The following is a 14,207-nucleotide window of genomic DNA, read 5'->3' as shown; positions in this document are numbered from 1 at the left end:
AATTTAAAGGTTGTGAGGACTTGAATGTGGATATTAAAGAGTTATTGGGGACTGTAGTTGAAAATGATTATTGTATTGGTTGTGGTTTATGTGCAAGCCTAACAGATTCCCCCTTAACAATGAAAATAAATGAGAATGGCAAATATGAACCATATTTATATGAGAATAGAGTGCAGGATGAAATGGAAATTAGTCCGCTATCTGTATGTCCGTTTGCAAAGAATAATAATAAAGAAACAGAAATCGGCAAAAGTGTTTTTGGAGATATTAAAAATATTAGGTATGATGAGTATTCTGGCTACTATATTAAGAGTTATGCAGGTTATGTAAAAGAAGGCGATTATAGATCAAAAGGAAGCTCTGGAGGAATGGGAAACTGGATTGCGTCACAGCTTTTAAAAGAAAACCTTATTGACGGAGTAATTCATGTGAAATCAAATTCAAACGATAATGAAGTATTATTTGATTATCAAATTTCGAACACCATTGATGAATTGTCAAGAGGGGCTAAATCAAAATACTATCCAATAGAGATGTCCCAAGTACTTCAATTTGTAAAAGAAAATAACGGCAAATATGCATTAATCGGAATACCTTGTTATATTAAAGGAGTACGATTATTAGCAGAACAAGACGAAGTAATAAATGAAAGAATTAAATTCTTTATTGGTCTTGTATGTGGACATTTAAAAAGTGATATGTTTGCAAAATCTATAGGTTGGCAAATGGGAATAAAACCAGATGAATTGACTGAAATAGATTTTAGAAAAAAGCTAGAAGATAGAGCTGCAAATAACTATGGCGTTGAAGTTAAAGGTGAAAATAATGGTGATGAAATAGTACGAAGTTCACCAACAAAAGAATTGTATACAACTAATTGGGGACAAGGAATGTTTAAGTATAACGCATGTGAATTTTGCGATGATGTATTAGCGGAAACTGCGGATGTAACAGTGGGTGATGCATGGCTGCCTGAGTATTCGAAGGATAGTAAAGGAACAAATGTAATTGTTATTAGAAACCCTATTATCCAGAAAATATTTGCAAATAATATGGATGATTCTATTTACATTGAAGAACTAAGTTCCGAAAAGGTTTATCAGTCACAAGCTGGAGGATTTAGACATAGAAGAGATGGCTTATCTTATCGTTTATATGTAAAAGACCAAAATAGTGAATGGCGTCCGAATAAGAGAGTGAAGCCAAGTAATAAGCATTCTTCTAAAAGAAAGAAAATTTATGTGAAGAGAATGCAGCTATCTCAAGAGAGTTTTAAGGCCTATAAAATTGCAGAAAAAGAGAACGATTTTAATGCGTATATTGATTATATGGACCCTTTATTAAAAGATTATAAAAAACTAAATACGCCATCCCTTGCAAGAAGAGCTTTAAGGAAAGTCAAAAGAGAAGCTGAAAAGTTAGTTAGAAAATAACAGATTTTTATTAGGCAGCCCTTAGATTAGAAGCTAATCTTCAGATCATTAGTAATGAGTTAAATAAATCTCAATTTTATTTGATAAATGAGGTTTATTTAACGCTTTATTTTCAAGCATGTATTGAAAGGTAATTTCGGGGCGAATATAAATTGATGGTTTACTAATATTGCTGTGATAGTATCATTTTGAAAAATTAAAAGTTATTATTGAAATAAGAATTAAATAATTAAACGCATAGATTTTTATAAAAGAAATTAATTTGATAGGAGAGAGCTCTTTGAAAAACCTAGCAGTAGCCGGCACAGGTTACGTCGGGCTTGTAACCGGCGTATGTATGGCAGAAAACGGACATAACGTAACATGCGTTGATATAGATGAACAAAAAGTAATAACGATGCGTGAAGGGACTTCCCCAATTTATGAAGCTGGATTGGAAGAATTAATGCGCAAAAACATCGAAGCTGGTAGATTGCATTTTACTATAGACTATCAAACTGCGTATAAAGAAGCAGATGCCGTATTCATTGGGGTAGGCACACCAGAAAAAGAAGATGGATCAGCGGATTTGCAATATGTAGAAACAGTGGCAAAACAAATTGCTGAATCTGTTGCAAAAGATTGTTTAGTTGTAATCAAATCAACAGTCCCAATTGGCACGAATGATAAAATAGAAGAACTTATCAATGACTCGCTTGTTAATAATGTGAGAGTAGAAGTGGCATCTAACCCTGAGTTTCTTGCACAAGGTTCAGCGGTGAAAGATACATTAGAGGCAGCTCGTATTGTCATTGGTACGGAGAGTGAGTGGGCAGAAAACCTCTTAACAGAAATTTATACACCGTTTTACCTACCAATTGTGTCTGTTAATCGTCGTTCTGCGGAAATGATTAAATATGCTTCCAATGATTTCCTTGCTTTAAAAATTTCTTATATGAATGATATTGCCAACCTTTGTGAGCTGGTTGGGGCAGATATTCAGGATGTTGCTAAAGGAATGAGTTATGATGATCGGATTGGCAGCAAGTTTTTAAACGCTGGTATTGGTTACGGAGGATCTTGCTTCCCGAAAGATACAAGTGCGTTAGAGTTTCTTGCAAGACAATATGGGTATGACCTGCGAACAATGCAAGCAACGATTAAGATAAATTCTGAGCAGAAATTAAAGTTGTATGAAAAAGCGAAAAAGCGATTAGCAACATTCGATGGCATCAAAGTAGCAGTACTTGGCTTAACTTTTAAACCAGGTACAGACGACCTTCGTGAAGCGCCATCACTTGCAAATGTGCCGCTGCTTTTGGAGCAAGGGGCAGATATTTATGCATATGACCCAATTGGTGTGGATAACTTTAAGCAATTCTATTCTGAAGGAAGTCATGGACAGGGGAACATTACTTATGTAGGCAGTCCAGAAGATGCGCTAGAAGGAGCGACTGCTTGCCTCATCTTTACAGAGTGGGGAGAGATTAAAGCAGTTACTCCAAAGCAATATAAAGATTTAATGCAGACGCCGTTAGTGTTTGATGGTAGAAATATTTATGATGTACAGGAAATGGCTGATAGTGGAGTGGAGTATCATTCAATTGGTAGACCGGTCAGTAGTATATAAATAGACTAGCAAATTTTAATTAGACTAACATACTACGGACCAAAGGGAAGATCAGATGGCATATTTCGGGTTTACAAACAAATTCTTTAACAACGAACCGATCCCAATCTTTAACGATGGAGACTTTACGAATGATTTATATCTCGACTTCACATATATCGTTGATATGGTAGAAGGAATTGAACGGTTGATTAGTCATGCTCCACCATGTGGAGATAATGGTGAAGTGAAGCACAAAGTATTTAACATAGGAAATAACAGTCCTGAGAAGCTGATGATCTTTATTGAAACATTGGAAAAATGTATTTGTAAATCATTAGGAAAATAAGTAGCGCTCAATAAACAATTTGAAGCGATTAAACCGGGTGATGTTCCTGCCACTTATGCGTCTACTGATCGACTTCAGGAGGCTGTTTGATTTTAAGCCGCAGATTTCAATTGAAGATGGATTGCAACGGTTTACGGATTGATATGTGGAGTATTATGCGGTAAATGGTTGATATAAAGCCGGGGTATAGAGAATGCTGGAGTCCGGCTTTATATCAACGTTTTATTCTGAAGTATGAATAATTCAGGAGTATATTAACAAAAAGAATATATGTTCTTTTTTGATTAAAAATTTTTATGATCAAACCACTCAATTACTCCCAGCGGATCAAAGCAGATTGTATAATTATCATAATTAACAGATAGACCATATTTATCTCTATATCTTTGCAAAGCAGCTTCTAAAAACGGCTCAGTAACCTCTAAGTGATTGGCTAATTCGTATTTGTTTCTCAAGTTTAGTCGATGTGCTTCTATAATTTTTGAGATAGGAATAGTCTGTTCGTAGGCCCAGGTTCTGGCACGTAACTCTTGTTTTTGATTTGCAATTTTAGATTGGTCTATTATATCTCCGACTGTAGTATGGTAGTGACCCAATTCTTCTGCTAAAATAGAGCCTTTGTCTGCGGAGGTTTTTAAATAATTTTTATTTATCCATATGATATTATCTGCATATAATCCTTTCACATTTTTTACCATCGGCTTTTCATAAACTTCAACATTATATTTACTGGCGTGTTCTAATAATTTTTCATACATACTATTCCTCATTTCTCTTAGAACGTATATAAGCTTTAAACCGCTCAATTTCTTCTAATTCCTCTGCTGTCCAATCTTCTCCATCATGATGTGCCGCAATCGTATCTATTTTGTCTTTTTCTACTTCGCTTCTGTCAGCAGGAATGCGTTCTTTATGCGTGTCATAGCCCATTAGCCAGGCTTCATTTACATTTAAAGCCTCTGCTAATATATATAATTTATCCTGTCTGGGCTCCGTCTTACCATTCACATATTGGCTGAGATCCGTTTTAGATATTTTTATATGATCATGAGCGTATTTTGTAGTTAAATGAAGTATATCTACTTGTTTTAAATTTCTTTCTTTCATGATTTGTTTTAACCGCTCTCCCGTACTTAATCTCATCATTAAAAATCTCCCTTACAAACTTTTTTCATTTATGCCTGTATATAATACATATTCTATTTAAAATGCGCAGAGAAGCTATATTATGATTAGGTAAATGATGAACATTTATAACCGATGCAAGCATATAGAAAGAAAAAATGATTTGGTAGAATAATTTAAGTATATACAAAATAAAACTTTTATTCAATGAAAAAATTCAATTAATTTGAACTTTCTTATTGACGAAAAATAATTTAAATGGTAGGATTTACTGAAGTTCAAATTAATTGAACAAAAGGGGATGGTATGATGAATTTTAATTACTCTAATTTATCCAGCAAAATTGTTGAGAAGTATGGTAATCAATACAGTTTTGCAAAAGCAATCGGTCTATCCGAAAGATCAATGTCTTTAAAATTAAATGGAAAGGTTGGGTGGAAGCAGGCAGAAATTGCAAAAAGTATAGAATTACTTGAAATTGACAGTAGTGAAATACCGCGATATTTTTTTAATACTGAAGTTCAAAAAAATTGAACTATTATATAAATAATTTATGTTAAGGAGAAGATTAAAACATGCTTAAAGATCATTTTTTGGAAGAGGACTATGATGAGGTCATGGAAGAAGTCGATCGGATTCTAAGCATCAATGAGAAAATTTTAAGAATTGCTGGATGTGGTCAATGGGAGCTGAAAAATACTATCTTAGAGCAGCTCAATAATGCATTTGAAAATCTTAAAATGCTTAATCAAAAGAAAATTGCTCAACAAAGAACGACAGCTTTAAATGAAGATATAAGACGACATATGTTTTGATAGAGACTGCTGGATGCTTAGCTATTTCACCTGATTTGAACGTTTAGCAAATCCTATAGGGTTTGCACAGTAATTTTAGCCGGGTTTAAGGATGAGAAAGATCAGGAGTCCAGGATTTTTATTTCTAAAATTTTTATCGAATATACCAAGCTGTTGAGGAGGAAAATAATGATGAATTTAACTGATGAACAATTAAAATTTATTACAGAAGTTGCTTCTGAGCAAGCAATTATGGCCTACAAAGAAAATGAGCAGAAACGTGAAGTTGCCAAGCAGGATCATCGATTGCATAATATTAAGCTGCTTTTGAAAAATTATAGAGCTCTGGTGCTGCATTGCGAAGAGTTGAAGGATGAATTAGAAGAGTTTGATGAAATGTCTATTCAGGAATTAGATATAGAAACGATTAACATTGAGTCGATCGAATCGATTAAACGCAGTAAAAGAAAATCCATTTCAATGGTTTATTTTATCCAGGGAAAAATGGAAGCTTACAAACGTTCATGTAACGAAAATGAATTAAAATATTATCATGTGTTAGAAAAAAGATATCTATCAAGTACAAAATATACAATTGCACAAATTGCAGAATTAGAGAATATTGATGAACGTACTGTGCATCGATATTTAAAAAAAGCAATAGAGGATTTACCAGTTATCTTTTTTGGGGTATCGGCCATACGTTTTGAAAATTGATCTTGTCGAAAAGCTGTCTTGATAGTGTCATGATAAGGGTGTTAGTATGATAGTGTAGAAAAATATACAAAATCATTCATAAGGCTTCGTTGTAAAACCACAGAAATGCTGTAACAATCATTTCCGTGGTTTCTTGATGTAGAGTAGCCAATATAATTTGAAAAATGATCTTGTCGAAAAGCTGTCTTGATACTGTCATGATAAGGGTGTTAGTATGATAGGGTAGAAAAATATACAAAATCATTCATAAGGCTTCGTTGTAAAACCACAGAAATGCTGTAACAATCATTTCCGTGGTTTTTTGATGTAGAGTAGCCAATATAATTTGAAAATTGATCTTGTCGAAAAGCTGTCTTGATAGTGTCATGATAAAGGTGCTAGTATGATAGTGTAGAAAAATATACAAAATCATTCATAAGGCTTCGTTGTAAAACCACAGAAATGCTGTAACAATCATTTCCGTGGTTTTTTGATGTAGAGTAGCCAATATAATTTGAAAATTGATCTTGTCGAAAAGCTGTCTTGATAGTGTCATGATAAAGGTGCTAGTATGATAGTATAGAAAAATATACAAAATCATTCATAAGGCTTCATTGTAAAACCACAGAAATGCTGTTAAAATAGTCGCTTCCGTGGTTTTTTGATGTAGCAGCCAATACAATTTGAAAAAATGATCTTGTCGAAAAGCTGTCTTGATAGTGTCATGATAAAGGTGCTAGTATGATAGTATAGAAAAGTTTATAAAATAAATCACAGCATCATTATATGGTGATGAGTTGGCGAATATGAGGCGCCCATTTGCGGATGTCTTTTCTTATTTCTCATTCCATAGAGTGTATGGATAGTAAAGGCTTTTTGAGTGGAATGAATGAAAGCTGTATCTTTTGAAAAAAATGTGTGTACATGAACATCTTTTTAAATTCGTACGATAAATATTATGAATTCAGAAGATGTCATGAAGCTTTGTAACAAAAATAAAAATTGGATAGATAAAATCTTATGAAAGACGCTATGGATGAAATTCTCCCATAGCGTTTTAATTTTACCTATAATCTGGATGCTGTTAAGGAGGTGATGCCACATTTGAGAAGATTTATTGGAAGGGAGGCTTGATATAGTTGGAAACAGTCGTATTGAAGTTGCTGGCAGGTAACTTGTATGAAGATGAAGCAGCACTCAACTACATTTAAAAGCAGCTTTATTCAGTTGGAAGATGTAATCGTAAAATCAATTTACAGCAGAAAGAAGGAATAAATCACCAAAAAGGCGATGAGCTAAATGAAAATAGACTTTATGCAACAATTAAACCGTAAAATAAACAGTATGGGATTGTTCAGCAGGAGTGTTATTGGAACATGGAATGAGGAAGATGCTATTTCAATTACAGCTATCCCTGATTCTGAGGAGACAGTTTATTTTGACGGTACACGTGATAAAAATTACACGATACAAGTTACTGCCAGAAGTCAGAATCAACAAGAGTGTCTGGACAGTCTTACCAGGATTTATCAAGAGCTGGAGGGCTTAGATGCCCTGCCAAGTGAAAATAATAGTTATACATTCCAAAGTATACGTACAAGTTCTTTCCCTGCATTAGTTCTATATGATGAGCAGGGATTTTTTATTTTTGAATTATCTATTACAGCTAAAATTACAATTTACAAAGGGGTTAGTATATTATGAGCGAATTACTAAAATTAAACATTCAATTTTTTGGTCGTGAAAAAAATGCAAAAACAGAATACTATGTAGGTACGATTCCTGAAAATGGGTCGGAGGAAGTGGAATGGCTACGTCTGGCAAAATGGATTTCCAGTGTAACGGATGATACCGAAGAAGAAGTAGAGGATATGGCTTTTTATGATGGTGATGGGACACCGGAGGATGATGTGATCAGTGTGAAGAAAACCTATGCTTTTGAAGGTATGTATGATGACGACATTGAAGCAATGAAATTTATTGCCGGACTGGAGTTTGAGACTGGAGAAGGTCGTAAAATTATGTTTAAACAAGTCCGGACCAACGGGGATGAATTTGCCGGGGTTGCTACCGTGAAAGACCCGAAAGTAACAGGCGGAGAAGCATCAGAGTATGCCGTATTCGAGTGCTCTATCAGCTGGGATCGTCGTCCTGAAAAGACAACGGCTACTCCCTGAGAATCCCCCGAATAATGGGGGAGAGGAACCAAATGAACCGGAAGATTTGGAAGAAGAGGAATAGAGCGGTGAATAAGCTGCTCTCTTATCTTGTTTTATCTGAGAAGTATTAAAATATAGGATAAACTATGAATCTGTGAAAAAATAAGCGGATTTGTAGTTTATCTACTTACATTGGAAAGGTGATGAACTGTAATGGCTATTAAAATCCAAACGGAAAAACCCGTCATACCTATTGAATTTGGAGGATTAAAGTTTGAATTTCCTGTTGATGATGAGGCAATTAAAAAATTCAGGGAACAAATTCCAAAGTTAAAAGAAGAATTAGAAGATCTGGCACTGGATCAAAATGAAGAGAACCAGGAGTTAACGAAGGAAGCATTAAGGAAGGGTTACGATGTTGTGTTAGGCGAAGGTTCTTTTGATAAGGTTTATCAGGAAACCCCATCTATTGTTTACTGCATGCACTATTATTCGCAGTTAGCTGAAGGCCTCGAAAATGAATTAAAAGAAAGAGGTTTCTCTGATTCAGCACAGGAAAAAGCACAGAAATATTTACAACAAAACAAGAAACAGCCAGCTAAGAAGAAAAAGTAGTGACAGATGATGCTGAATCTTGCCTATCCTATCAATGATACTGTTGTTATTGATGCTGAAATTTATGAAATTAATTTAGCCTATGATAATGTTTTACGCCTGTTCGATATGCTTCATGATGAGGAATTAACGGACGTCGAACAGATTGAAATAGGTTTAGAAATGCTGCTCGGCAGATCACTCGATCTGGATTTAGCGAAGCAGGAGGAAGTCTTTTTTGAAATATTTAAAAGCACCATAAGTAAGGATGCAGATGATAATGCTCCTGTCGATATTGACGGTAATCCGATGCCTGTGATGGATAAAGAGAAGGATGATAAGAAGATTTATTCTATTAAACAGGATGCCGAATATATTTTTGCATCTTTTTATCAGGATTACGGCATTGATTTATTGGAAGCACAGGGAAAATTACATTGGTACAAATTTCAAGCATTACTGGCCGGGCTGCGTCAAGATACCAAATTTAAGGAAGTTATTGAAATCCGTACGATGGAGCTGCCGACAGGAAAAGGAACAGGAAAGCACCGTAAACAAGTCGAAGAAGCAAAAAAAGCTTATCGGTTAAAGCCGGAGTAAGCTTTTAAGGCGGTGTTGAATTGAAGCTAAAAGAAATAAGATGTAAAAATTGTAATAAATTAATTGGAAAAATAAAGGGCATTGCCGAAATAAAGTGTCCGAGATGCGCAACGGTTAATACCATAAATAACCGTTAGAGAGCCTTCTGAGCCCCTGTGCTAAAAACTTCAAGTATGGGGGTGAAGTATGTAAATGGCTAATAGCGAAGGAAAAGTCGTTATAGATGTTAAATTAAACGATGGACAGGCTGTTCAAGGTCTGGATAATATAAATAATAAATTGGAAGATATAGATAAAAGTGGAGATAAGGCCAATCTCAGTATAGGTAACATCGTCAAAACCGTTTCTGACATTGCGAAAAAAACAGGTGCATTTGATATGCTGAAGGATTCGGTCAAAACGGCTTTTGATGAAATAGGCACGATGGAGCAATTTGAACGAACGATGACAGCCATAACTGGAAGTGCTGAGAAAGCGAACACCGCATTAGATAGTACGAAGAATGTTATAAGCGGCACAACTTATGGAATTGACGTTGCAACAAAGGCCGTACAGGGGTTTGCGAAGTCAAATATGGATGTAAACAAATCGACGGAATCGATTGCTGCCTGGGGAGATGCGGTCAGTCACTATGGTGATGGCTCCAATAAAACATTTAGTACGGTTACGGATTCTTTGGCTAAGATGGTGGATAATGGAAAAGTACAAATGGACACGATGAACCAGCTTACGGAAGCGGGGATTCCTGCTATGCACATTTATGCAGATGCGACAGGGCAATCCGTGGAAGAAGTTGCGAAACAAATGCAGCAGGGTGAAATCGCTGCAGATGGGTTTATGGATGTCATGAATGGTGCCTTAAAGAACGGGACCGAAAATTTCGGAGCGATTGATGGAGCTGCCAAAGACGCAGGATCTTCATGGACGAATTCCATTGATAACATGAAATCAGCAACTGTACGTGGTATTACTGCGATTATCGGGTCTATTGATTCGATGCTGGGAAGCGTTGGGCTGCCCAAAATGCAGGAGATGATTACCGCTTTTGGTCCTTTGGCGGTGACTGTGTTCCAGCAAGTAGCCGCAAGCTCATTAACCTTAGAAGGTACTTTAAATACACTTAAAAAAGGAATGGAAGGATTGGGGAACGCCGCAAAGGCTGTTTGGGGCGTCATCGCCAGGCATCCAATCATTGCAATTATTAGTGCTGTGGTTGGATTAGCAGCGGTCATCATTTATTTATGGAAAACCAATGAGAATTTCCGCAACTTCTTTATTAACGCCTGGGAGTCAATCAAAAATGCTGTCATGAACTTAGGTCCAGGCCTGCAAATGCTTGGCAGTCAAATCGTTGATGTTTCTAAAAAAATGTATGATGCATCATTCGATGCTTTTAGTACGTCTGTCCAATGGCTTGGAACTGTAGCAGAAACAACTGGAGAAATATTTTCTAATCTGGCAGGCAGGACGCAGGAATTAATAACCAGTATGGCTGCTGGTACCGTAAATGGTTTTAATGCTGCTATGGAATGGTTAGGTAACACAGCAAGAACCGTGGGTGAATTTTTTACAGAATTAAGAGAGCGAATCAATATTGGCGGCGTACTTGCTGCGGTTATTGGTCCATTAACTACGATTACAACGGCATTATTCGGATTAGCAAGTCCAATTGGATGGGGCATCAAAGGGTTTGCATTATTAGCTACGCAAACATCCATTTTTTCTGATATTCTTGCAGCTTTTAAAGGGGATATGTCCATTGGGGAAGTGGTCAATAATTTTGCAGCGGACCTCTCTAATTTGATAACTAATCTGGCTGATAGTGCGGTTACCTTTATAGAAAAAGGGACGGAAATGATTGTCGGATTCATTGATGCCTTTGCTGCAAATCTTCCTGAATTAATCAATACCGGTGTGGAAGTGATCACAAATTTAATAACTGGTCTGGTATCAGCACTGCCTTTACTGATAGAGACGTGGTTACAGCTTTTCACAACTCTATTAGAAGTAGTTGTGACGATGATCCCGTTGATTCTGGAAATAGGTATGACGATTATATCTACGTTGATAGAAGCAATCGTTGTAGCGCTGCCTTTACTAATAGAAACGTGGTTACAGCTTTTCACAACTTTATTAGAAGTAGTAGTGACGATGATTCCGTTGATTCTGGAAATAGGTATGACGATTATAACTACGTTGATAGAAGCAATCGTTGTAGCGCTGCCTTTACTAATAGACACGTGGTTACAGCTTTTCACAACTTTATTAGAAGTAGTAGTGACGATGATTCCGTTGATTCTGGAAATAGGTATGACGATTATAACAACACTAATAGAAGCAATTGTGATAGCATTGCCTTTACTAATAGAAACGTGGTTACAGCTTTTCACAACTTTATTAGGAGTAGTTGTGACGATGATTCCGTTGATTCTGGAAATAGGTATGACGATTATATCTGCGTTGATAGGAGCAATCGTTTTAGCGCTGCCTTTACTAATAGAAACGTGGTTACAGCTTTTCACAACGTTATTAGAAGTAGTTGTGACGATGATCCCGTTGATTCTGGAAATAGGTATGGTGATTATAACCACATTAATAGAGGCGTTTGTTACGGCATTGCCAATGTTAATAGAGACTTATTTAACCATTATTATGACTCTAATCGATACCATTATAACGGTATTACCGCTGGTGATAGAGGTCGTTCTTCTTTTATTGATGACTATTGTGGGGACTTTAATAGAAAATCTGCCATTAATTATTGAAGCTGGTATACAGATATTAACAGCTTTAATTGACGGGATAATCACCTTGATACCCGCATTAATCGAGGCGGCAATCACGATAATAATGGCTTTGGTAGAAGCTGTTATAACTAACCTACCAGTAATTTTAGATGCAGGGATGCAGATCCTAATGGCCTTAATTAATGGTATAGTGCAGATTATTCCACAATTAATCGAGGCTGGAATAAACATTATCCTGGCATTAGTTCAGGCAATTATTGGACTTTTACCTGAATTATTAAATGCCGGAATTCAAATTCTATTTGCTTTAATAGATGGAATCGTAAGTATTGTCCCTCAATTGATAAATGCAGGTATTCAGTTATTGCTGGAGCTGGTAAATGCCTTCATCGGCTTACTTCCGGAATTGATAAATGCCGGAATACAAATATTGATGGCCTTAATACAAGGAATCATTTCCATTGTTCCAGAATTGTTAAGTGCTGGTATGCAATTAATACTTCAATTAGCTGGAGCTATTATTGAAATGCTTCCAGAGCTGTTAAATGCCGGAATACAATTGATCATTTCCTTGATAGATGGAATTACACAAATGATTAGCGATGTTGTATCTGCGGGCTGGGGACTGGTAAAGGATTTAGCAAGTGGAATTATTGAAAAAGGGAAGGATATATTTAATGCCGCTAAAAGTATAATTGGAGAAGGAATTGAAGGTATTAAGGAAAAAACAACGGATTTCTTTAATGCCGGAAAAAATATCGTTGGTAGTATAGCTGATGGTATTAAGGACAATGTTGAAAAAGTAAAGGGTGCTATTGGAAATGTAGCCCAAAAGATACGTGATTTCCTTCCATTCTCTCCTGCAAAAGAGGGTGCACTAAGGGATATTATGTATCCTGGTATTACGAACTCCCTTGCTAAAAATATTAAACAGGGAAGCAGTAAGCCTTTACGGGAAATGCGTTCATTAACAGATGATTTAGCTGATGAAATGAACCCTGAAATTACCAACCGGTTGAGAGGAGCAACTGTATCCCTTGGCAATCTATCGACTCAAGCATCAGCTACGCAAGTAATTGATGAGAATAGAAAATGGCTGGTCAACAAAAATGCGGAAGAAAGCAAGCAGCCGGTTATTCTGGATATTTATGTTGGATCAAAGAAAATTGCCAGAGAAATCGTTGATGATATTACGCACTTACAAGCTAGGCAGAGTAATCGCAAACAACATAGACCGAGAGGAGGGATGGCATGATTTTCAATGGAGAAAGCAAAGATTATATTCGGGTAAGGCAGGAATTATTCCGGCCTCCCTCTCCACCGATAGAATTTGATACGTCTGATTATTCCAACGGTGGCAGTCGTGTTAACAGGAGACGGTTTACGGAGTTTACATTTACGGTACCTATCAAAATTAGTAGTCCAAATAAACGTATTGAGGAATTAAAGGAGGAATTGTCCGATTGGCTTATTCACGAAGAACCTAAAAAGCTGGGCTTTAAAGATATGCCTAACCGCTATTATCTTGCCTATTATGAATCAATGGAGCTGGATGAACGTCCATATAGTGCTACTGGTGAAATTAATTTTTATCTTCCTGATGGGCGTCGGGTTGGGGAAGAAAAGGCTATTAATATAAGTTCTTCTAATGCAAATCATACTATTTCAGGTCAAGACAAAGCGCCATGGACTGTTGAAACGGTATTTATCAGTAATACACATGAATTTGAGCTGATTACAAATCAGGGACTTTATCTTCTGCTTGGTTATGAGTTTATTGAAGGTGATCGTCTGACTATCAAATACGAGGGTAGAGAAGTTTGGCTTAATGGCAGAGATTTAAGGCATGCTATTAGGCTTAAAACAAATTATGAGTTATTGAGTCCGGGGGATTTACAGGTAAGAGCCAGTCATAATTGTACTTTGAAGTATGATGAAAGGTATTTTTGATAAAATTTCAAAAATAATAATATTTAATAATTATTTCATGATGAGATTATGATGTATGGTTTATATTTAATTCATTTGTTTTGTAAGGCATCTATTGATTACTATAAAAAGAATATGCTACGAAACTTTGAAGTAAAATAAATTAGAGCTTATAAGGAAAAATTTAGGGAGG

The 14,207-nt window shown here is 36.0% G+C and carries 14 protein-coding genes and 1 pseudogene; 13 read left to right on the top strand and 2 right to left on the bottom strand.

What is annotated here, in order from left to right; genetic code table 11:
- The first annotated feature begins 26 nt into the window (after positions 1-26).
- From FLK20_RS16115 to FLK20_RS16105, 3 genes and pseudogenes are all read left to right on the top strand, one after another.
- Entirely contained in the window at positions 27-1,433 is a 1,407-nt protein-coding gene (locus tag FLK20_RS16115) for a Coenzyme F420 hydrogenase/dehydrogenase, beta subunit C-terminal domain (RefSeq protein WP_227995084.1), read from the top strand.
- A gap of 280 nt (positions 1,434-1,713) precedes the next feature.
- Positions 1,714-3,042, top strand: a complete 1,329-nt coding sequence (locus tag FLK20_RS16110; protein ID WP_152657614.1) for a UDP-glucose dehydrogenase family protein — start codon at positions 1,714-1,716, stop codon at positions 3,040-3,042.
- A gap of 27 nt (positions 3,043-3,069) precedes the next feature.
- Positions 3,070-3,512 (top strand): annotated as a pseudogene (locus tag FLK20_RS16105) (Rossmann-fold NAD(P)-binding domain-containing protein); the annotation flags it as partial.
- 142 nt (positions 3,513-3,654) lie between these two features.
- On the opposite strand, the gene FLK20_RS16100 reads toward FLK20_RS16105, so the two are convergent.
- Together FLK20_RS16100 and FLK20_RS16095 are read right to left on the bottom strand one after the other, a co-directional pair.
- Positions 3,655-4,128 carry an ImmA/IrrE family metallo-endopeptidase gene (locus FLK20_RS16100; RefSeq protein WP_152657613.1) on the bottom strand — a complete coding sequence of 158 codons (474 nt, stop codon included), beginning with the start codon at positions 4,126-4,128 and terminating at the stop codon, positions 3,655-3,657.
- A gap of 1 nt (position 4,129) precedes the next feature.
- On the bottom strand, positions 4,130-4,516 hold the full coding sequence (locus FLK20_RS16095; RefSeq protein ID WP_227995083.1) for a helix-turn-helix domain-containing protein: 387 nt from the start codon (positions 4,514-4,516) through the stop codon (positions 4,130-4,132).
- A 288-nt stretch (positions 4,517-4,804) separates the two neighbouring features.
- Here FLK20_RS16095 and FLK20_RS16090 point away from each other — a divergent pair, with 288 nt between their 5' ends.
- The 10 genes from FLK20_RS16090 (at position 4,805) to FLK20_RS16045 (ending at position 14,035) form a co-directional block, all read left to right on the top strand.
- Positions 4,805-5,029, top strand: a complete 225-nt coding sequence (locus FLK20_RS16090) for a DUF739 family protein (RefSeq protein WP_152657612.1) — start codon at positions 4,805-4,807, stop codon at positions 5,027-5,029.
- Between the two features lie 41 nt (positions 5,030-5,070).
- Positions 5,071-5,310, top strand: coding sequence for a hypothetical protein (locus FLK20_RS16085; RefSeq protein ID WP_152657611.1), 240 nt, complete (start codon positions 5,071-5,073; stop codon positions 5,308-5,310).
- Between the two features lie 168 nt (positions 5,311-5,478).
- Positions 5,479-6,006 (top strand): hypothetical protein, encoded by a 528-nt coding sequence (locus FLK20_RS16080; RefSeq protein WP_227995082.1) that lies wholly within the window; start codon positions 5,479-5,481, stop codon positions 6,004-6,006.
- A gap of 1,278 nt (positions 6,007-7,284) precedes the next feature.
- Positions 7,285-7,689 carry a minor capsid protein gene (locus tag FLK20_RS16075; protein WP_152657610.1) on the top strand — a complete coding sequence of 135 codons (405 nt, stop codon included), beginning with the start codon at positions 7,285-7,287 and terminating at the stop codon, positions 7,687-7,689.
- Complete coding sequence (locus FLK20_RS16070) at positions 7,686-8,162, top strand: phage tail tube protein (RefSeq protein WP_152657609.1); 477 nt, start codon at positions 7,686-7,688, stop codon at positions 8,160-8,162. Before FLK20_RS16075 ends, FLK20_RS16070 begins: the two co-directional genes overlap by 4 nt.
- Positions 8,163-8,357: 195 nt before the next feature.
- Entirely contained in the window at positions 8,358-8,759 is a 402-nt protein-coding gene (locus FLK20_RS16065; protein ID WP_152657608.1) for a DUF6673 family protein, read from the top strand.
- Positions 8,760-8,765: 6 nt separating this feature from the next.
- Positions 8,766-9,338 carry a Gp15 family bacteriophage protein gene (locus FLK20_RS16060; RefSeq protein ID WP_227995081.1) on the top strand — a complete coding sequence of 191 codons (573 nt, stop codon included), beginning with the start codon at positions 8,766-8,768 and terminating at the stop codon, positions 9,336-9,338.
- A gap of 20 nt (positions 9,339-9,358) precedes the next feature.
- Positions 9,359-9,475, top strand: a complete 117-nt coding sequence (locus tag FLK20_RS22295) for a Com family DNA-binding transcriptional regulator (protein WP_152657607.1) — start codon at positions 9,359-9,361, stop codon at positions 9,473-9,475.
- 55 nt (positions 9,476-9,530) lie between these two features.
- Positions 9,531-13,340 carry a tape measure protein gene (locus tag FLK20_RS16050; protein ID WP_152657606.1) on the top strand — a complete coding sequence of 1,270 codons (3,810 nt, stop codon included), beginning with the start codon at positions 9,531-9,533 and terminating at the stop codon, positions 13,338-13,340.
- Entirely contained in the window at positions 13,337-14,035 is a 699-nt protein-coding gene (locus FLK20_RS16045; RefSeq protein WP_152657605.1) for a distal tail protein Dit, read from the top strand. The genes FLK20_RS16050 and FLK20_RS16045 overlap by 4 nt, the downstream gene beginning before the upstream one ends.
- The last annotated feature ends 172 nt before the right edge of the window (positions 14,036-14,207 follow it).

It is taken from the genome of Oceanobacillus sp. CFH 90083 (assembly GCF_009389585.1).
GTDB lineage: Bacteria > Bacillota > Bacilli > Bacillales > Amphibacillaceae > Oceanobacillus.
Note: the sequence above shows the minus strand (reverse complement) of the source record. Positions and strands in the feature narration are given on the sequence as shown.